General features: G+C 33.4%; 14 protein-coding genes. All 14 read right to left on the reverse strand.

The features are described from left to right. Positions 1-20 precede the first annotated feature (20 nt). The 14 genes from ACN0TY_RS10380 to ACN0TY_RS10445 all read right to left on the reverse strand — a co-directional run bounded on the left by ACN0TY_RS10380 (position 21) and on the right by ACN0TY_RS10445 (position 22,725). Positions 21-1,298 (reverse strand): MFS transporter, encoded by a 1,278-nt coding sequence (locus tag ACN0TY_RS10380; protein ID WP_236959542.1) that lies wholly within the window; start codon positions 1,296-1,298, stop codon positions 21-23. A 175-nt stretch (positions 1,299-1,473) separates the two neighbouring features. After that, complete coding sequence (locus ACN0TY_RS10385; RefSeq protein ID WP_417444428.1) at positions 1,474-2,211, reverse strand: FadR/GntR family transcriptional regulator; 738 nt, start codon at positions 2,209-2,211, stop codon at positions 1,474-1,476. A 239-nt stretch (positions 2,212-2,450) separates the two neighbouring features. Then, positions 2,451-3,548, reverse strand: coding sequence for a type I phosphomannose isomerase catalytic subunit (locus tag ACN0TY_RS10390; RefSeq protein WP_417444429.1), 1,098 nt, complete (start codon positions 3,546-3,548; stop codon positions 2,451-2,453). Positions 3,549-3,550: 2 nt separating this feature from the next. Then, positions 3,551-4,813, reverse strand: coding sequence for an Nramp family divalent metal transporter (locus tag ACN0TY_RS10395; RefSeq protein WP_417444430.1), 1,263 nt, complete (start codon positions 4,811-4,813; stop codon positions 3,551-3,553). A gap of 192 nt (positions 4,814-5,005) precedes the next feature. Continuing rightward, positions 5,006-6,550: a RagB/SusD family nutrient uptake outer membrane protein gene (locus ACN0TY_RS10400; RefSeq protein WP_236959546.1), complete on the reverse strand. Its 1,545-nt coding sequence runs from the start codon at positions 6,548-6,550 to the stop codon at positions 5,006-5,008. An 18-nt stretch (positions 6,551-6,568) separates the two neighbouring features. After that, complete coding sequence (locus ACN0TY_RS10405) at positions 6,569-9,607, reverse strand: SusC/RagA family TonB-linked outer membrane protein (protein WP_417444431.1); 3,039 nt, start codon at positions 9,605-9,607, stop codon at positions 6,569-6,571. Between the two features lie 426 nt (positions 9,608-10,033). After that, positions 10,034-10,384, reverse strand: coding sequence for a cupin domain-containing protein (locus ACN0TY_RS10410; protein ID WP_236959548.1), 351 nt, complete (start codon positions 10,382-10,384; stop codon positions 10,034-10,036). Positions 10,385-10,398: 14 nt separating this feature from the next. Further along, entirely contained in the window at positions 10,399-12,666 is a 2,268-nt protein-coding gene (locus ACN0TY_RS10415) for an alginate lyase family protein (RefSeq protein ID WP_417444432.1), read from the reverse strand. A 1-nt stretch (position 12,667) separates the two neighbouring features. Then, positions 12,668-14,998, reverse strand: a complete 2,331-nt coding sequence (locus ACN0TY_RS10420; protein WP_417444433.1) for a polysaccharide lyase 6 family protein — start codon at positions 14,996-14,998, stop codon at positions 12,668-12,670. A gap of 207 nt (positions 14,999-15,205) precedes the next feature. Continuing rightward, positions 15,206-16,510, reverse strand: a complete 1,305-nt coding sequence (locus ACN0TY_RS10425) for a thioredoxin family protein (RefSeq protein ID WP_417444434.1) — start codon at positions 16,508-16,510, stop codon at positions 15,206-15,208. A gap of 31 nt (positions 16,511-16,541) precedes the next feature. Continuing rightward, a complete protein-coding gene (locus tag ACN0TY_RS10430) occupies positions 16,542-16,976 on the reverse strand; it encodes a hypothetical protein (protein ID WP_236959552.1) in 435 nt (144 codons plus the stop codon). Positions 16,977-16,989: 13 nt separating this feature from the next. Next, positions 16,990-17,586 carry a fasciclin domain-containing protein gene (locus tag ACN0TY_RS10435; RefSeq protein WP_236959553.1) on the reverse strand — a complete coding sequence of 199 codons (597 nt, stop codon included), beginning with the start codon at positions 17,584-17,586 and terminating at the stop codon, positions 16,990-16,992. 16 nt (positions 17,587-17,602) lie between these two features. Continuing rightward, entirely contained in the window at positions 17,603-19,162 is a 1,560-nt protein-coding gene (locus tag ACN0TY_RS10440; RefSeq protein WP_417444435.1) for a RagB/SusD family nutrient uptake outer membrane protein, read from the reverse strand. 104 nt (positions 19,163-19,266) lie between these two features. Then, a complete protein-coding gene (locus ACN0TY_RS10445) occupies positions 19,267-22,725 on the reverse strand; it encodes a SusC/RagA family TonB-linked outer membrane protein (protein WP_417444436.1) in 3,459 nt (1,152 codons plus the stop codon). Between the last annotated feature and the right edge of the window lie 98 nt (positions 22,726-22,823).

Raw genomic sequence — 22,823 nt, forward strand, 5'->3', positions numbered from 1 at the left:
TTCTATTTATTTATTATTTATCATTTAACTTCTACTGGCTTGATTGTTGGTATTAGAACATAAACTGATACCAAGGCTAGCGGAGCCAAAACCGCTATTAATATAAATGCTGGGGTATACGATTCTAGTGTTATTTGAGGAACAAGCCAGTTCATTATAATTACTGAAACTGCAGCTATTGTTCCTGCTAAACCTGCAAGGGTTCCTACAGATGGGCCACTAAATAAATCACTTGAAATTGTTTGGATATTTCCAATTGCAAATTGAAATCCGAATAGTACTACTCCTACTACATATATAAATGTCATTGGGTTTTCTCCTGAAACTAAAAATATGATTCCTAATAACCCTAAAAATATTAATGAAGCCCCTATTGTAATAGCTATTTTTCTTGCTGCGTCAACAGATTTTGTTTGCATTAATTTCCCACAAAACCATCCTCCTAAAATACTTCCAGCCATTCCTCCTAAGTAAGAAATCCATAATGTTGCTCCAATCTGTTCGATACTAAAGCCATATTTAGAATTTAAATATATTGGCATCCAACCAACAAACAACCACCAGATAGGCTCTATAAAGAATCTAGTTGCCAATACTCCCCAAGCTTCTTTATGCTTTAAAATATTAGCTACACTTAAACCCTTTTCTTTAGGAGCATCTTCAAGCTCGTCTTTTTTTATTCGGTCATTGAGGATGAGATTGCGTTCTTCTTCGGTAATCCATGAATGTTTTTCTGGTGTTGCTTTATTGATAAATAACCATGGTATTACCCAAAGCAATCCGATGACTCCCAAAATTATAAACGTAGTTCTCCATCCAAATGAACTATATAAAACTGCAATTAAAGCTGGAGCAATAACACTCCCTAAGGAAGCTCCTGCATTGAAAATACCTTGTGCTATAGCTCTTTCTTTTACAGGAAACCACTCTCCATTGCTCTTTACAGCTCCCGGCCAGTTTCCAGCCTCTCCTAGTCCTAAGAAACCTCTTACGATTGACAATGAAACTAAACCTTTAGCAAATGCGTGTAATACTGCAGAAAGTGACCAAACAACAATAGAAACTGTGAATCCTAGTCGTGTCCCTATTTTATCATATAATTTTCCAGATAGAAATTTTCCTGCAGCATAGGTTATCATAAAAACATTAAGCATTACTGCATAATCTGATTCGTCCATACCTAAGTCTTTCCCCATCTCTGGCCACATGACTCCAAATGCAGTACGATCGATGTAATTAATTACCGTGGCTAGACCTATTAAAGCAATAATCCACCATCTTAATCCTTTAACTTTCATATGTTTTTCAATTAAGTCGATTATTCTTAAAAACTGGGCAATACTTTCTACTCAAGCCTGATTTATAAAATCATACTCGACAAAATAAGTAATGCTATTTTTAGGAAAATAGGGAGTCTGAAACGACTTATATTTCCTTATTAAATAATCAATGTTTAAATTTTATTTCTTTTTTTTAACGAGATTGTGCGATCTCAGTATTTCCAGTTACATCTATATTGTAACAATATTGATACAGGCTTTTAAAATGAACCTTCATTTTTTCTTTAGCCAATTTTGGATCCTTATTCTTTATAGCCTCATATATCTCTTTATGTTCTTTAATTCCTATAATTGCCTGATTATCATCACAGACATGATACTTTTCAAAATTGGTAATTATCTCTGGTGTAATAATTAACATAAAAGTATTCATGGTACGGTTTCCGCTAGCTTTTGCTATGGCCAGATGGAATAACAAATCTTCTTGTACTGCATCTTTACCATTTAATACTTTCTCTTCAAAAGCATCCAAAGCATCTTTCATCTTCACCAATTGATCTTCAGTTCTCCTTAAAGCTGCTAACCTAACAGTTTTTAATTCCAAAAGAATTCTAGTCTCTACCAACGATTTAAAATCTGGATTATCTAGACTTAAAATATCAGAAATCATCCCATTTAAAGCAATAATACCGATATTGGCAACAAAAGTCCCACTTTGCGGAATCGACTTCAATAAACCATAAAACTCTAAAGTTTGAATAGCTTCTCGTAAGTTATTTCTACTCACCCCAAACTTTTCTGCCATCATTCTTTCTGAAGGCAATTTATCTCCAGGCTCTAGGTTTTTATAATTTATTAGTTCTCGGATCTTAGAAATTATTTCATTCCTAACATCTTGATTTTCGATTTTATTTAAAGCTTCAATTTTCATTGTAAATACGTTAAATTATAAAACGTAAAATTGGTTAACCAGTTTGAGTTATCAAATTTATAAAAATAAAGTTTAACAAAAAACTATAATCATTAATAATTATATACTATTTCCTCACTAAACTAGCCTTAGTTTTATCAATTTGATATTGATATTTGCCGGCCCCCAACCGGCAAATACCAAAAAGCACTAACTAAAATAACAAATCTACCTCATAACAATTATCATATAAAAAACTATTAACTTGGCGGGTAACATAGTAATAGTTTCGATTCTATTTTAGATTTAAAAATAACTTCTCCTATTGCTACCGACATAAAAAACTCATCTCCTTGGCGGTAAGCAAATTCTTTACCATTACAGTAAATTATTCCTTCACCAGAATATATTACTACTACATAGAAATTTTCTTGCTGTTTAATGGAATATTCTCCATTAAGGCATAATTTACTAAGACCAAAACAATTAGTATGCGCATCGTTAAAGATTGTACTAAAAGTATATTCATCTGAAGTATCTATTGCTCTAGGAGCAACTTTCCATTGATTAAGAGCCTCCTCATATGTATAGCCATCATAATGAAAACAATCTAGCATTTTTTGTTCACCTACTCCTTGATGAATCAACTCATCTGATATCTCCAATCCGGTAGGAGTAATTCGTTCTACACGCATTGTATAATCTGTTGGCTCCTGTACTTCCATTAAGAAACATCCACTCCCAATAGCATGTGGAACACCTCCATATATCATAAAAGCATCTCCTGGTTTTACCTCAATCCTGTGTAAACTATTAAGCATGCCTTCTATGTCTTGACTTAAAAAAAGTTTTTCCCATTTTTCTCTGGTTATTCCTTTTTTAAATCCCATATACACAACGCTTTTCTCCCCGTCTATTTCTCTGGTATTTAAAACATACCAAGACTCTGTTTTACCATACGATGAAGAAAGTACATTTTTAGCATAATTCTTATCTGGATGAACTTGAATGGTAAGACGTTCACGAGAATCTAGCATTTTTATTAATACTCCAGTAGAGTCAAATTTTTTAATAAAATCTTTCCCTAAGAAAAGCTCTTTATCTGAATCGATAATATCCTTGAGAGATATAATACCATTATCGGTTTCGATTTCAGAAAGTCCTTCCCCTTCTGGTCTATTATTTCCCCTAGCAGTTATGGTAGACATAATCCATTCTTCTGGAAAACTGTTATCAACCTGCTGCTTTTCTTCCTTCCATTTATCAATTAAAGCACCTCCAGAATAAGTACGCCACACCCTATTTGTTGACTGCTTTAGTGGCATTTTTGCATATTTCTGTAAATCCTTATTATTCATGTTTATTTTATTAATTCAATTACTCCTTTGATTCCTGTGATAGAAGTAAAAATTGCAAAGATCAAAATGACCGTTAATATTATATTTGATTTAATACCTGCTTTATAAACTCCCATTAAGTCTTTTCTATTTACGAGATAAAAAATTCCAAGAACAGTTAGTGGTAAAATGATTGCGTTTAACGCTTGTGAAAGTATCATCACAAATACTGGGCGACCATTAAATATAGGAACCACCAACCCCAATAAAGAGATTAAAAAAACAATAATTCTATATTTCGGTAAACTCATATCCCTTTCAGACTCATTATAATCACAAATTAACCATGGTAACATTAATATGTTAGGAAATTGTGATGAAACACCAGCCGCTATGATTCCAATTGCAAAAATAGACGAGGCTAAACCACCAGCTAAAGGTTCTAATAATTCAATCATTTGTGAAGCTTCAGATAGTTGTATTCCTTCTTTATATAAAGTCCCTGCCGCAGCTGCCATGATAGATCCACTTATTAAAAACATTAAAGTAGCTGAAAAACTGGCATCATTCTTTTGCTTCTTTAAATCTCCTACTGTCCAACCTGCTTCTTTAACCAAAGTTGTTCTAATTATAAATAAACCTGAAAACACCGTTGTTCCTATTAAAGATGCAATTACAAGTAACGGACTTCCGCTTTCATTAATTGTTTCTGGAACGTTTGGTATAAGTCCTTTTAAAATAGCTATTGGCGGAGGCATCATAATAAAAAAATTAATTAAAAAACTCGCCGACATTATAGCTACAATTACTGCTAATGCTCTTTCAAAAAATTGGGTTTTACCATTCCAAAATATGTAATAAACCAAAGAAATAAAGAACAGTGCAAAATAAATTGGAGATATACCACCAGTAATCACACTTTTTGACCACTCGTAACATATATCTGCTACTATTCCCATTACGCCCATAACACTCCCACAAACACCAACTGTTAAGGCTATGATGAAAAAAATACCGAATCCCGGGTGTATATGGTTTTTAAATGCTTGTAAAGCAGTCTCTCCAGTAACAAGCGTATATTTACCATATAAATTAATCATGAAATAAGTAGTTAAACAAGACGCTACAATGGTCCAAAGCAAAGACATTCCATAAACAGCTCCAGCATTCGCCATTGCTGTAACACTCCCTGTACCTATATTGAGTCCCAGTAAAAATATCCCTGGTAAGAATAATGCAATATAATTGGACAGCTTAGAGCGCCATGATTTTTTATTATGTACCATGCTTTTATTTTCTGAAATTAGTAGTTAAAAAAGGGTAATCATCCTTATTTTTAGTTGAGTATAAATACTCAGTAATGATAGAAACGGCAACCCATTTCTATATTAATCTTGAAAATTTAGAATTCATTACCCTTTTAACTTCTAGTAACATAACAAACTAACTCAAAATCAATTATAACAACTAGACACTTATTAATACCCTGGATTCTGAGGCAATAAATTAGGATTTCTTTCTAACTCATCTTCTGGCAATGGTAATAAGTAATCATCAGCAGTAAAAAACGGTTTTGCTCCTTCTAATCCTGATGCACTAAATGCCTCATCTCCTAATTGTCTTCTTACTATATCATACCATCTTTTACCTTCGAAAGCAAGTTCTAATCTACGCTCTTCCATTATATCGTCAATGGTAACTGTTCCTGTAAGATCTGCTGGTACAGCACTCGCTGGAAACACATACTGAATGTCAGCTCCAGTTTTTGTAGCTCCACCCATTCTTGCTCTACTTCTTACTTGATTTATATAATTTAAAGCAGCGCCATTATCTCCTAATTCTACAGCAGCTTCAGCGGCAATTAATAATACTTCAGCATAACGAATCATTGAATAATTATGACTTGTTGCTCTAGCATTTGCTCGTGCATATTCCCCAGGATAACGCATGTATTTTGCTATATAAGGATTGTTTTTAGCAAACTGGTGACCACTAATATCAAATTGAGTGTAATCTACAACAGTACCACCAATAGACGCTTCATCATCTAAACTAACTGCTCTTCTGTAGTCTCCGCTATCCCATGTTGTATACACTTCAAGTGTTGGCACTGCAACAGACCATCCTCCACCGTCATTTCTATCATCCCCACGAATACCTGTCATCGGTGCTGTTTGGTCATAGGCATTATTTTCAGCCTCAAAATTATTATAATCTAAAGCAAATATTGGCTCTGGAGAAGCATCTATAACTTCTGCATTAAATAAATTTTGAAAGTTAGGGTCTAATGAATATGTACCACTTTTTATAACTTTTGTAGCATAATCGTATGCACTCTGAAAATCTGCCGTATTACTTGTTCCTGCTCTTGTTAGATACACTAAAGCTAAGTAAGACGAAGCAGCTCCTTGAGAAGGTATTGCTGCAGATGCTGTATTTTTTGGCAGCCAAGTTTCCGCATATTCTAAGTCGGCAATAATTTTCTCATATACTTCTGCAACTGAAGATTTTTCAATATTAGAAGTAGCATCTACATCTGTTATTGGCTCGTCAATGTATGGAACCTCACCAAACAATCTAACCAAATGGAAGTAATAAAATGCTCTTGCAAAGTAAGCCTGAGCTGTTATCGGATTTTTTATAGCATCTGAAGCGTCTACATCTTCAGCTCCAGCAATCGCTAAATTAGCAGCTGCAATTCCTTGATATGCTTTTGGCCAAAATTCAATCAACATTCCGTTATTAGCTAATGTTGTGAATTCATTCATTTCTACTCGTCTAGTTTCATTAGAAGCTAGACTTACCATATCTGATCTTAACATTAAGGCTATGGAAAGTTTTCTTCCCCAAAATGTTTCGTTGATAGCATGCGTAAGCGAACCATCTACCGCTGCTTGAATATCACTTGGCGATGCAAAAAATCCTTCAGGAGCTAAAATCCCTACAGGCTCTTCTTCTAAATCTGAACACCCTATCATTGATATTCCCATTAATAATAAAAGTATATATCTATATGTTTTCATTGTATTCTTTTTTTATGATTAAAATTTCACGCTAAGGCTCATATTAACAGATCTTACAGTAGGATAGTTTCCAAAATCGAATCCCTGTGCCGTATTCGATGAGAAATTATTACTTCCTTCTGAACCAACATAATTTACTTCTGGATCTAAACCAGAGTAACTAGTAAAAGTCAACAAATTCTGTACACTAAGAGATAATCTGAAGTTTTCCATTCCTAGTTTTTCTACTAAACTAGATGGGAAATTATATCCTATAGCTAAATTCTTCAATCTTACGTAACTACCATCCTCTACAAATCGAGAAGATATTTCTCTGTTACTATTATTTCCAACTCTTGGCACATCTGTATTGGTATTACTAGGTGTCCAAGCATTGTTGTAATTATCTTGAGTTGTATTGGCATCTCCATTAGATAATTGTACGTTCGTCATATTAAAAATCTCTCCTCCTTGAGAACCTTGAAAAAAGATATTCAAATCGATATTTTTATATGAGAATGTATTTGTGAAACCCCAAGTGAAATCTGGATTTGGATCACCAATAGTTGTTCTATCAGCTTCAGTAATGTCTCCACTATCATCTATATCTGCAAATAATGGATCTCCTGCTACACCTCCGTTTAAAGTAGCTGTACCTTCTGGTGCAGTTCCACCTTGATAAACTCCAGCATAATCATAACCCCAGAATAAACCTACAGATTCTCCTTCTCTTAACACATAACTTCTATCATGAGAAAAATATGATGGAGCTGCATTTCCGAAGTAATCTAAACCTCCAACTAAGCTAACAACTTCGTTATTGTTAAATGCGATATTAAAATCTGTTCTCCACTGAAAGTTTTCATTAGAAATATTAATCGTGTTTAAAGAAACCTCAACACCATTATTATTAATCTCACCAACATTTGTTAGAATTTCATCATCTAAATAACCCGTATATTCTGGTAAGGCATTATTAATTAAAATTAAATCTTTGGTATCAATGTCATAATAATCTACGGAAAGATTTAATCTGTTGCTAAAAAGTCCTAAATCAATACCGAAGTTAGTTTGGTACGAAGACTCCCATTTTAAGTTTGGATTCGCAGGACGATCTGGAGTAACTGCACTAACAGTTTGCCCGTTGCTAGACGCATAAATTCCTTGTATTCTAGCTAAAGACTCGTAAGCACCAATAGACGGGTTACCCGTAACACCATAACTAGCTCTTAATTTTAAATTGGTTATAGTCTGGCTATCTTCCAAAAAGCTTTCATTAGAAATTTTCCATCCTAAAGCCCCTGATGGGAAAACAGCATACTTCTCGTTCTCAGCAAAGTTTGATGCACCATCTCGTCTAACTGTAGCCGTGATTAAATATCTATCATCAAAGTCATAGTTTAAACGTCCAAACTGAGATTGAATTTCAACTTCAGAAATAGAAGAGTCTGGCTGTAAAACATTTGTTGCTGAACCAAAACCATAATAAGAAAAACTATCAGAAAGAAATCCTGTTGCTTCCATATAGCTATATTCGGAAACCGATTTTTGGTAAGAATAACCTCCTAATAAAGTTAAGCTCCCTTTCCCTATTTCTGCTTTATATGTTAAATAATTCTCACTTAATAATGTAGTATTTTTATTATTCTGAATAGATGCTCTTCCATCGTTACCTGCAGAAGTAATTTTTAAAGTTGAAGGAGAGAAAATACCTCTTGTTCTATTTTCTGTACTAAAACCAAATGTTGATTTAAAAGAAAGGTTATTTAAAATATCATAACCCGCATATAAATTCGCTCTAAATTTATCTGTTTTAAGCTCATCTATACGCTCTGTAGCAACTGCATATGGATTATCCACAGGATCTCCAATAGAGTTTCCTGCATTATAAGTACCATCAGCATCGTAAACTGGCTGATCTGGAGCATATCTTAAAGCTAGCGTTATAACGTCATCTCCCCCTGCAGAAACAGAACCATCGGATTGTGTAGCAGCTCCATTTTTCTCTTCTCTACTACCAAAAAGATTCATTCCTAAGTTTAATTTGTCTGTTACATTCGCATCAACATTAGATAAGAATGTCAATTTCTCAAAATCAGAATTAATTAAAACCCCTTCCTGTTGGAAGTAATTTGTAGATGCATAGAAGTTAATATTATCTGAACCTCCAGAAACAGAAAGTTGATACGTTTCTGTACTTCCAGTTCTATATATCAAATCTTGCCAATCTGTATCCGCTGGCCCTTGAGAATAAGCACTTGTGCTTTGCGTATTAGCTCTAATATCGTTTTGGTAATTGGCAAACTCATCTGCATTTAATAAGTCTATTTCATTAGCAGTATTCTGCATAACGTAAGACGTATTAAACTCCACATTTATTTTACCACTTCTACCCTTTTTAGTAGTTACTAGAATTACACCATTAGAACCTCTAGAACCGTATATAGCTGTTGCCGATGCATCTTTTAAAACTTCCATAGAAGCTATATCTGTAGCTTGAGGCATCGAAGCTCCTACAAATCCATCTACAACAATAAGCGGATTACTACTAGCATTTATAGATGTATTACCTCTAATTTTTATACTGATAGGTGCTCCAGGCTCACCTCCATTATTAGACTGAACAACAACACCCGCGGCACGTCCTTGAAGCGCTTCTTCCGCATTACCAGTAGGGAATGCAGTTAACTCTTCTGACTTTACTGAAGACACAGCTCCCGTAATGTCACTCTTTTTTTGAGATCCATACCCTACAATAACTACCTCATCAAGCTCTTCTAAATCTTGCTCTAATGCAATATCAATAGTTTCTTGACCTGAAATTGTTACGGTTTGCTCAATAAAACCAATAAAGCTAAAAGAAACTTTATCTCCATTTTTTATGTTTATTGAGTAATTACCGTCAAAATCGGTAACAACCCCATTTCTACTATTAGCAACTAGTACATTTACTCCAGGAATTGGAACTCCATCTGATTTGGATACAACTGTACCACTTAGTAAATATGTATCTTGTGCTATACCTGAATAATGACATACAATCATTATCAAAAATATAGTTAACATCTTGAATTTCATAAGTTTATAATATTTAGTTAGTTTTAAATTTTAACAAATAATCCCTAGGGATAACTTAGTATCCTATTCACTATTTACTTAAATGTAATTGGTGTATTAACTTTTGAAGTTACTTATGAAAATATGTATCTTTGTAACTTCAAATTACTTATTAAGTAATTGCATGTTTAAATTTACTTCTTAACGAAGTTTTACAAAAAGGATAGGTGTGCGCCTGTCCTTTTTTTTTGGTGCTAAAATAAATTTTTCATGTTGAGCTTGTTTTCATAATTTTCAATTAATCATAATTGGTTTACCAAATTGGTTTACCAAATATATGTTATTTAAATGTTAACTAAAAATGTTTTTGGTAAAATATTGTAGTTAAAAATGCTTTTTTAACAAAAAACTGCACTCAAAATAATCAGTTAGACAATAGCGTGACTTTTATTCCATAAAATCTTCTCTAATAGGACTAAAAACATCTATTAGCACTCCTTCCTCTTTACAAATAGCTCCGTGCATTTCGTGTGGTGGAATGTAAAAAGAATCCCCTCCTTCCATCAATTTTGTTTCTCCGTCAATAGTAAGTTCGAACTTTCCACTCACTACATAGGTAACTTGAGAGTGATAATGCTCATGCATGGAACCTACACCACCTTTATCAAAGTGAACTTTTACAAGCATGATTTTATCATCATAGCCCATAATTTTTCTTTTCACTCCTTCAGCAACTTGCTCCCATTCCATTTCAGCTCCTTTGATAAATTTGTCGCTTGTTCCGAATGTTTTTTCCATTTTTTATTTACTTTTTATTTAATTAATAGGTAATAAGGCCCTTTCCAACTAAGGTCAGTTCCGTTTATTTTTATTGAATGTTTTTCTTTTACTTCAGCATCATTATTTGCTATAGCCAAAACTACTATCTTATCTGTAATTGTTCTTATTTTTACCACAGTATATGCTTTATCGGATGGTAAAACTTCAATAGCTTTTATACTACTAAAAGCATTACTAGCTTTTTCAGTAACGGCATTATAACCACCATGCTTTTCTATAACTGAAGCAAAAATAGCGTTATCTGTGTTATTCTTTCTGATAACAAAACCTGGATCTCTTCGTAAATTAAATTCTGGATCTTTTGCTCCTAAACGAGTAAAAAACAATTTTTCTTTTTCTGAAGTTGAACTCGTAAGTGTATAAAATTTATTATTTGACAACCAACTAAAGCTAGCTGTTTCTTTATTGCTACTTCCAGAAGCCTCTTTATACAGGTGTTGATATCCATTATCTGTTCCAAAAGGAGTCAAACTAGAAAAACTATCCATTTTAAAATCTGTACTTATTATTTGTCCAAAGAAATAGTATGGTAAATCAAATTGATGTTTCTCTTCTGATGAAACTTTAAATATGTCTATTGTCAGTGGATTTTCAATGCCATCTATATTCACCAATGCCATTGTTCTATGAAGCTTTGTTCCTTGATATGCATTGCTATCTTTTACACTGACGATCTGGATGTTATCATTTGAAAAATCTGAAAAATATTTTAACGGGTTATACTTACTTCCCGTTCCATAATCTCCATTAAAATGCGATTTTTCATCTTGAACAATAGTATTATGAGCTATTGTTTGTTTTGCCCAAGTAGTATTCTCCTTTAAATACCCTCCTCCATTCTTCTGATCTATGTTTACAAAACGAGCCAAGCCGTAATCCTGAATTATCTCATCTCCATCTGAATATAATGAAAAAGAAAGCTTGTCGTAATGCCCATGACTACTTCCTTGAGATGTATATTTAACAACCAAAGACATTGGTGTTTTTGATTGTAGAGGTCTCAATATTGATATTCCCCCTTGATTTCCTTTAGGACCGTCTAATAATTCTATAGATTTCCTAATTGAAGATGTAAAATCACCTTCAGCAACACCTTTAGCCACAGCTAATCCCGCAGAACTCAATGTTACAGATTGCTGTTTTTTGGCAATCTCTAAAAGTGACGGATCTTGATCTCCATAATAATATGCAATATCAACAGCATTAATCATAGCTCCTGTATAATAAGACATTCCTTTTTGAGCATCATTTAAAGGGAAGAAATCCCCTTCTGAATCTGTTAATTGCACCAAAGCACTCACGGCTTTAATCAACACATTATCTTTAAATTTAAAGATATCTTTATCCCAACCTGTATTATAAAGCCCTTCAGCAAAAACCATAAATGGATACATGGCATAACGTTGGTAATATGGTCCTTCTGTATAATATCCTGAAGGAGAAAAAGCCTCGTAAAGATTTGCCATAAATCCAGCTTTTCCACCAGCATCAAAAATCGTTCCCCCGTCATTATCCTTCTCTGATAAGTCTAAATTTTCAGTATCCAATCCATAAAGCGCTCTGTTTACCAAGGTAGTATCACGCATTGCTAATCCGATCATTCCTACAGCTGCATTTCCCCATGTACTATGATTGTGAATACGATTAAAAAATTTAGGGTTTTCAATTGATAAGAAGTCAGCAAAAGGAATAAAAAGTTCAGATTCTAAATAATCTCTGTCCTCTTCAGATAACCAATCATAAATACTATCATACGCCTGACTCATATATACTAACCAATTGGCATCATTTAAACATTGCCAGAAAATCTTCCCTCTAGAATAAGACCTTTCCTCTGGATGCAATGGTAGTCCTTTATAAATTTTAGCATATTCAAAAAGTACGTCTTTCGTAAACTCTGCATACTTTTTATCGCCTAGAATTTGAAATAATACTCCCGCTTTCTGAAGGATATAAAAGTTCTTCTTATGACGTTCATGTGTATATCCTCCAGCCATATCTTTAGGGATTGGCACATGAATTCCTGTAGCCATATCTGCATCGACTTCTTCCTTAGTCTCTTTTAACGTAGCATCGAACAAAGGTAGATTCCCTAATTCCTTTTTAATAGAAGCTACTCCTTGTTTTGTTAATATTAAACTAGGATGCTCTTCCGTAGAAAATTGCTTTTGAGCATATATGCAATTAGAAAAAACTACACATATTAATACTATTAAAAAGTTGTTATTTACCTTCTTCATATTATAAGTTTTCTTTTATCAAGCCGATGTTTTTCCCATCTGTAGCTTGATTATTAAGCTTTGATTCTTTAGATACTATATATGAATCTGTAAATACTGGAGCAACATCATAAAGTTCCTCCATGTTATATTTTTGATCTCCTGTTATTATTGGTTTAGGCGTGTTATGAAAGTTTATATTAGAAATATCTACTATCGGCTCTCCAACTACCAAATGCGCCTTTAAAGTCTTAGAATCTGAGAAAATACTATTCTTCATATCCACAACCTGCACGCCATATAACGAAACTGCTGCATCTTGAGTATTTCTTTTTCCCTTCCCTACATTATCAAAAACACAATGATCTAACTCCAAAAATGGTCCGAAAGTACTTTCATCTTTTCCTCCTCTGTATAAGTTTAATGCAACCCCTTCAATATTAGAATATAAATTATTCTTTATTATTACGTATTCCGCATTATAAATTCCAATATCTTCAGTTTCCTTATTTAGTGAGATTACATCACCAGTAATTTTATTGAAGTTAGAGTTTTTAATACTAATGGTGTCTGCAAATGTATTTTTATACACTTTTATAGCATCAAAAGAATGGTTTACATCAAGATTTATAAAGCTACAGTTATCTACAAAAAGCTTGTAATTGTCATTCATAGAATACTTACTCGTAGTAATAACTGAATTTCCTGTTCTATCTGGTGCATTCTTCCCGTCAAATACAATTCCTGCTACAGATAGCTTACCTCCGTTGGCAATTTCAAAAACATTTTTCTTTTCGAATAAGATTGTTGCCTTCTGATTTTCATCTCCAATAAAGCTTAATGGCTTCTCAATCGTTATAGTTTTTGTTAATTGATAAGGAGCTGTAGATTCTAATTGAAGAATATCCCCCGCTTTTGCATTTACAACTGCTTCATTAAGGGTATTTAATCCAGGTTTTACTTTAATTACCTCACCACTAGATAACGCAGGTTCCGCATCTTTCTTGCTATACCAAGCTACTCCAGTTGTTTTCTTTGATGGAATTGAATCTCCTATGGTAGCACCAGCTTTTAAATCTGCGGAAGCAGTAAACAATCCGTTTTCATCTTTTATTAATTCTAATTTTTTCTGAACAAATCCACCTTCTGTTAGTGGTTTTACATTAGGACTGATAATGTTATTATCAAATGAAATCCCAGAAATATCATCATAAACAGTAAACAACTGATCCTGTTTTTCATTATAAAAGATATTATTCGCTATCACAGAATTTATAGGTGTTGCACTTCGTTCTTCATCGCTCCCCGCGCATAACTGAATATGGTCTGAATTTATAAATGTATTATTTTCTACTCGTGCATCTTCCACTTGGAAGTATCTATTTATTGGAGAATTTGGAACGCCATTCATCATCACAAAAGCACCTCTAAAACGATATCCTGTAATACCATCTAGATAATTATTAATAACTGTTTGCTGACCGTTAATTACTCGTATCCCCCCAGTATTAGGCTTTCTATTACCTAAGAAAACATTTCCCTCTACCCATGTCTCATTTCCATGTCTCATGGTTAATGTTCCTTTACACTCATAAAAAATATTATTCTTAAAGGTATTCTGACAAGACTTATTTGAGATAATTTCAAGCTCCCCACTACATCTATCAAAATAGTTAGATGCTACTAATGTTTTGGAATTGGTTAACGAATAATGACTTGTTCCTATACGTAACGTCTCTCCCCCATTAGAACCTAAAGTAGGCCTTGGACCGAAATAATTATGATCTATTTTATGATTATTCTCACGACTTTCCTCTGTATTTAATCTAACAGTCATCGTCACTCCTCTATTTCTCTTCCCTGATAAATGATTGTGATCTATTCTGTTATTCTTTCCATAAATTGCTACCCAAGTATCTGGCTCATGCCTTTCTGGATTACTAAAATTATCTATCACACACTGGGTGAGTCTACTATTATTTGCAAGATGATCGTTATCTTTTTTAAAAGAAATAACTTCATTTGTTGGAGTAAAACCATTTTTAAAAACCAAACCTTCAACAACAAGGTATTCTCCTGCTATTCTAAGGTTAGAGTTTCCCGTAAAAATTACTTTTCCTTTTTCTTCTGCTCGTAATGTAATTAAACTATCTACTTTCCCTTGAGCTTCAAAAAGTAATTCTGAATCTTCCCAGATCCCATTAGCTAATATTAAAGTGTCTCCAGGTTTAACATTACTCAACGCACTATTCAGTTCTTCTACATTTTTAATAGTAGCTACTTCTGTTTTTGGAACACAACAGAACATTGTAAATCCTATTAATACTAAGTATAAAGTTTTAAAGTTTTTCATAAAATAAATTGGTTTACCACTTTGGTTGACCAAATATATGAATAATTAAATTTTATCCAAATTAATTAACGATAAAATAAAAAATAGCCTAATAAAATACCAATTACTCACTCTGCTTCTTAACTTTTAGACCCCCTCGCAAATGAAGCGCATAAAAAAGGCTGCCAATATTGGCAGCCTGGTGTGGTTATTAAAGACTATAAGTAATTATTCTAATTTTAAAAGTTCTATTTTTCGCTTAATCAACATTTGGATATATTTTCTTAGCTGCATACGATCTATTTGTGCACTCTCTATGTAAGCTTGATTATATGCTTTTTTTGCTGAAGAATAATCATCAAGCTTTTTATAAACGTCTCCTAGTAAACTAGTAATATTAACTCGTTCTAAAATAGGCATATTTGTATCTGTTAACGATTGAATTATCCATTTCTTAGATTCCTCATTTTGCTCTTTAGTTATCTTATTTCCTCCTGCTTCATACATTACTTGTGCAGAGCGAGCGAGACTCATAGGAGATAATTGATCACCTTGAAGCTTAAAATACTGGTTCTTTAATGAGATATATTTATCTACATCTTTATCTTTAAAAAGCGCATAAATAGCATCACAATTAGTTTTAGATAGTTCATATTGATTACCATTATTTCCTTCAATTGTATTATACGCAAGCTTCATATCTCCATTTATACGTTCCAAAGGAATCATATAATCTTTATCTCCATTCTTTGCAAGTCCTTCCGCTAATTCTGTGTTGTATTGAATAACATAAAACGCTACAGGTTCACCCACCTCTTCAAGATAACCCTCCATATGATCAACTATGTATTCCATAATTTTATCATTCATCCCTTCAGGCTTATGGAATTTTTTAATGATTACATAATCTTCTTTATTTACTAGTCCATCTCCTTGAGTCATCTTAACATCGATGTAATCGTTGAACACTCGATCTACTCTTACTACCCATTTCTTTTTGTTAATTCCTTCCTGAAGTGTTACAAATGCAGGAGCTTTACTTAAAAGTTCTGCCATTACTTCAAGATTTTCATCATCTTTTTGATATTCCTCATAAATCTCCTCAAAACTCTTAACATCTCCAGTTACTGTTTGCGCCATCTGAAACATATTATCGATATCTAAAGAACCACTAACCTTAGACAAAGCGTTTTCATTAGCATCAACAAACATAAGAGTTGGCATAGATGTAATTTTGTTTTCTTTTACAAGTTGAGAATTAATTTCATTCTCAACATCTACTTTTACAGAAACAAAATTTTCGTTAAAAAAAGCTCCTAATTTCTCATCCACATATACATTTTTATCCATCATTTTACAAGGAGCACACCAATCAGCATAAAAATCAATAAATAAAGGGACATCCCTTTTTTCAGCCTCAGCTAAAGCTTCTTTATAGGTTCCTTCAAAAAAGCTTACACCTTGGGCCTGTACTTTATTTATAGCTATTACGGCTACAAATATTAATGTTATATATAATCGATTAATTTTCATTTTAAATTATTTTTTATTCAAATATTCATTATTACTCTACAGTGATGGTTATCGCATCTTTAACGACTTCATAATAATCACCTGTATTATGAATTCCTACACTTACAATATAATTTCCGGGAGCAGTATCTGTACTTAAAGGATATACTATCTGTCCTAATCCTTGTACAGAAACTTGTTCTGAGAAATATTCTACCGCTGCTTCATCTAATTCTTCTGATCTAACTTCTGCTATAGAAAATGATAATGGTTCTGTTCCTAGAACTCCACTTATTTTTTGAGAAACCCACGGGGATTCATTCTCAATCCTTAAGGCATCTAATCTTGGATCTAGCTCTAAGCGAATTGTCATTGTGTTTGGCAAGTATTCTGCATTCTCAACATCTAAAAACCCAACTTCTTTATCGCAACCTACATTTATAAGCCCTATAAAGACTATCAGTATATATATAATTGATTTTTTCATCGAAATTGTAATTTTAAAGTTTATCAATAATGTAATCGTAATGCATAGAATGTACTACCCCATTTGATGGATGAATATCTGCTGAAGCTATTTGAGCATCTCGAACTGTATTTCCATCCGCAGAATTAAATTTTACAAATACAGGACCAACCCCATATACTGGATCTATCTCTTCTTCTGTAAAAAGTTGAATCTCTGCATTTCCAATAGAAGTAATAAACACCCCTCCATCTTGCCTTGCCGGAATATCATCTCGCATATAAACATCTGTGAATACATGGTTTAATAATATTTCTTTACAGACTTCAGGATCTGTTTCTGCAATCGTCTCTAAATTCTGATTGTACAGCCATCTTCTGATAGAATGAGATGTTAATCCCATAAACATAATTTCATCATAATCAGGATCTTCACCACTAAATAAATTAGTTAAACCAGCATGATCTATCATCTCTACTGTTAAATCCCAGTTATAATCATCTGTAAGTAGATATTCATAAATGGTTTTATCCTCTAAGTCTCCGTTTGCAACTCCACTATCTATAAGGTTATTTTTTGTACAACTTAAGCACATAGTGAATACAAGGAAATAAACTGCTATCTTTTTCATCTGTATAATTTTCATTTTAATCTACTCGGTTCCAATAAATATTCTGTTTCAAAAGTGTATTGTTAGTAAAGGCGTCACTACCAATAAATAAATACAAAGCACCATCTTGAATATCTTGATCACTTAGCTCTGCAAATGCTGGAGGAAGCTCTGTATCTATATAATTATTTCTCAATACATCATAAAATCTTCCATCTTCCATTAATAATTCTTTCTCTCTTTCCTTGAAAATTGCATATTGTAAATTTGTATCTTCCGCTGTTGGATATAAATCAGCATTTGCTCTAGACCTAATAGTGTTTAAGTCTTGAATTGCAGCAGCATCATTACCTAGTTTAGCATTACATTCTGCTCTTAATAAATATATTCCGGCCAATCTTATGTAGATATTATTACAGTTTAACCCTGTCATACTTACCCTACCTGTAGTCTGACTAGTAACACGATAAACACCTTCTGTTACTTTGTACGGATATGAAAACTCATGTCCAGCAGTTTGCATAGAATCTACTTTATAGAAGTAGGTGTCTTTACGGGCATCTTCGCCCTTGTACATATTCTGAATAGTATTCGCTTCAAATTTAAATGCCACTCTCCCAGTTTCTATATAGGAAGTCGCATCATTAATATCTACTGGCCAGGTTACATATTTTTCAATAATAGGAGCTATGTAACCACCAGAATTATCTGAAAGATAAAAACGTTGAATTTCAAGTATACTTTCTCGCGCTGCAACTCTAGTAGATGGATCCCAACCATTAAAATTTAAATCCAGCATAGTTTCTATATCTGGAGCAAGGTCATATTCTGCAGCTTCATCTCCAGAAATCAACTTTGTAGACCAATCAATAGAAGCAGTATAGGCATCGGATGCTGAAACTCCATCCCAACCATAAAGTTCTACCATGCCCCCTTGCCAAGCATATATATTTGCTAGTAAGGCAGCTGCAGCTCCTTTATTTCCGTATTGCTTAGACTGTAAAGGAGTTCCAACATCATCATATAATTCTCCATAACGACCTAATTTAGTATACGCTAATTCTACATTTTTAATAGCTTCTGCAATAACTTCTTGGTCTGTGCTATTTTCATAGGCTTCAAAATTATTGGTGCCAGTAGTTATAATAGCATTCCCCCAAATACGACCTAATTCATAATACATCCACCCTTTGAAGAAGTGAGCTTGACCTATATAAAAATCCATTCGATCTTGTGAAATATTACCCTCCGCTTGATCTATATTTTCAATTATCAAATTACATAGATATATTACATCATAATACTCTTTCCAATTGCTATAGAAAGAGCTTTTAACTGTAGCTGGCACTAAATTCCTAAGATTTAAATAACCAGTGTTATCGCATCTATCTGCCGCAGCCCCCATTTGCTGATGAGAATCGTTTCCCATAAGGCGTTGTACTTCACCTTGAATAGTGATTACAAAGCCCATCAACTCACTATCATCATCAAATGCATTGGTAATCGATTGCCTATCTTCTGGTTTAATATCAAGTGCATCAGCACAAGAATTTAGCATTAGTGCTATAAATATTAAAGGGATTAAAAATCTTCTCATTTTTTTATTCGTTTTTAATGAATTGTAAAGAAATCTTCACATTATCTATATTGCTTCGGCACTCGTTAGAGCACCTTAGACCTCCATATTACTTTTCATTTTTATTATAGATTAATTGTAAAACCTAAGGTGTAAATCCTTGGTAACGGATAATTATCTAAGGTGTCTACTCCTGAATAAGGAACTGCTTCTGGATCTAAACCTGAATAGTTGGTTAATAAGAATAAATTTTCAGCAGTAAAAAACACTCTTGCCGATTCCATTCCTATCTTTTTCATCCAATTCTCATTGAAATTATAAGAGAGATTCAACCTTTTTAATCTAACATAATTTACAGTCTCGATATTAGTATCAACCATCGGGTCTGACTGTGGACCATATCCTAAGTTTGCTGTTGGAAAAAATGGATCATAAGATTCTCCTGCTTCTGCATAACCAGCCTCAGACCAGAAATCTACATCATCAACATCAAAAAACAATCTACTTAAACCTGGACTTCTACTATTAGTGTAAGCAGTATAAGGCACTGCATTAATTATAGATTTTGATAAAGTGTACGTAAATAAGAAATTAAGATTAAAATTTTTCCAAGTGATGTCGTTATTAAAACCTCCTGTAGCCTTAGGTAACGGACTTCCTTTAAAAACTTTATCTAAATCATTAATTCTTCCATCTCCATTTAAATCAGCAATTTTTTTCATTCCCACTTGCGTAGGATATGTATTACCTGCTTGATTTTGGCTAACTACAGATCCATCTACATTATAATAATCTGGAATTTCATCTTCGCTGTTTATGTATCCATCCTGTACATAAACATTAAACCCAAATAAAGGATTTCCTAATACAAAGTTATCCACATCTTTATCATTAAAACTCTCTTCAAACCTATTATAGTTTCTTGCAATATTGAAACTAGATCTCCACTTAACCTCTGTATCTCTTAGTAAATCTAACTGTAATGAAAGCTCTACCCCTTGATTAGATGTAGAAAAAGTATTTCTCCAAGTAGATGTTTCATAATAAACATTTCCAGGAAGTGCAGCATTATAGATCTGATCTTTATTGAATTTATAGTAATAATCTGCTACTAATTTGACTCTATATTCAAAAAGGTTTAGGTCCAATCCTATATCAAATTGCTGCGACTCCTCCCATCCTAAATTATTATAAGAAACCTGATCTGGCGCTAAACCTGGTACTCCTAAGAAATATGGTGAGTTTGCATCTGATACTGTACCATGAGCTAAGTATGGATCTTTAAATTGTATCCCTGTTACCCCCCAAGATGTTCTTAGTTTACCAGAACTAAGCCACCAAAAATCTTGCATAAATTCTTCACTTGAAAAATTCCATCCTGCAGCAACAGAAGGGAAAGTTCCCCATCTATTATCTTCTCCAAAAGTACTAGAACCATCCGCTCTAAGTGTGGCCTCTATTAAATACTTTTGTTTATAATTATATGCTGCTCTTCCAAAGTAACTAAGCAATGTAGATTGATTAAAACTAGAAGAATAGTTTCTAGTAATTATAGATACTCCATTCTGATCTATAACTGCAGCAGATTCTGGTATTTCTGGCACATAATGAATATCATCACTTGCCATTCCTAATCCTAGTCCCCAATTCACTTTATTTATTCTACTAGTATATCCTTGACCCGCCAATAATTCAAGATTGTGAACTTCATTAAGTGTTTTGGTATAATTTAGAGTATTCTCCCAACTCATAACTATCCCCATAGTATTCGTCCCTTCTGAACGTGACAAGCCATATTGATCATTTAAATAAGATGGCACAAATAAATTATTGGTTACTAAAGAAAAATCTATAGAAGGAGTGGATGTAAAGTTAAAGCCACTACCAATATCCCAACTTACTCTCAAGCCTGATCTTAACCTATATGTATTATTTTTCTGCTCTGTATCTGCAATACTATTTGCTTGCTGAATAGCAATAGGATTGTCTATACCATACAACGAAGAAGAGGACACTGGAGACCCTACCATATTAGCAGAACCATTATTACTATTAGACCCTAAACCTCGGTTGGTATATGCCATATAATTTGTAGAAGTAATCTTTAAGTTTTTTCTTGGTCTGATATCCATATTCGCCGTTAGATTATAACGATTAAATGCAGTACCTACCATTATTCCTTCTTCGTTATAATGACCAAGAGCTATATTATATTTAAATAATTCTGAACCTCCGTTTACGTTTAAATTTACATTTAGGGTTTTTCCTGTTTGGAAAAAATAATCCCACCAATTTGAACTATTGTTATAATAATTATTCAAACTATCTTGTAATTCTGGTGTAAATGCTCCTCCAGTTCTTCCATTACCCCAAAACCAATCTAAAACTCCAGATGTTCCCCAAGACTCTTTATAAGATTCAGGTATAATGTAAGTCCTTGTGGCAAAGTCATAGTAAGCAGCTGTAGCCCCTTCTGCAAACTTCAAAGCAAACTGACGCTCTGCATTCCCTATAGTTTGTACAGGAGTTTTAGGTAACACACTATACCCTGTAGATACACTTGCACTAATCTGTGCTTTTCCTGTTTTACCCTTCTTAGTTGTGATAAGAACCACACCATTACTCGCTCTAGACCCATATAAAGCAGCCGCCGAAGCATCTTTTAGGACCTCCATGGATTCTATTGTTGCAGGATCTATATCAGCTAAACCACTAACTCCTAAACTAGAGTTTGTTTCCGATATAATTGGAATCCCATCGACTACGTATAAAGGAGATCCATCATTGATTAAACTTCCATCAGGTCCAGCAACCATTAATGAATTCTGACCTCTAATATTAACAATTGTACCTGTTCCTCCAGGAGAACCAGAACGATTTGTAACTGCAACTCCAGCCATCTGACCCTGCATAAGATTTTCCAGATTTGAAGAAGGCATATCTTTAATTGCGTCTGCTTTGACTGAAGAAACCGAATTGATTAGTTCTTTTTCGGTTCTCTCCCCATAAGCTACAACAGTTACCTCTTCTAAAGAGTTTACATCCTCTTCAAGTGTAACTATAAGATTCGTATTTTCACCGATAACTATCTCTTTACTCTTATAACCTAGAAAAGTAACCTTAATAGAAGGTGTTACTCCTGGTTTAACAGGAATATCTATAACAAATTTACCATCTAAATTTGCAGAAACACCAATCATAGTTCCTGTAACCATAATTGTTGCTCCAGGTAATGTCTCTCCATTAGTACCTTGAACAACTCCCGAAACATTTAAATATTCTTGAAGATTTCTTTTGGCTGGAATAATAAGATATAATTCATCTCCTTGAGGTTCTACAATATAATCTCTTCCTACCAATCTTGAAACTGCATCTATAAGCTCTACATTTTCAAAATTTGCTTCTACAATTCTATCTAAATCTAAGGTTTTACTACTATAGAAGAATTCTACATTCGATTGTTCTCTAATTTCTCTTAATGCTTCATGAAGTGTTACTTCTCCCATATTCATGGTAACTTTTTGGGCAAAAGCAAAAACTGATACATGCATAAAAACCATAAAAATAAAGAGTGTTCGTTTCATTATTTTCACAATTTCACATTCATACCGCCTCAGGAAGCAAGTAGCTCCCTTCGATAGATTTTTTTTCATACATTTATATGATTTTTGTTGTTAATTGA

This window comes from Joostella sp. (assembly GCF_048266025.1).
GTDB lineage: Bacteria > Bacteroidota > Bacteroidia > Flavobacteriales > Flavobacteriaceae > Galbibacter > Galbibacter atrarenae.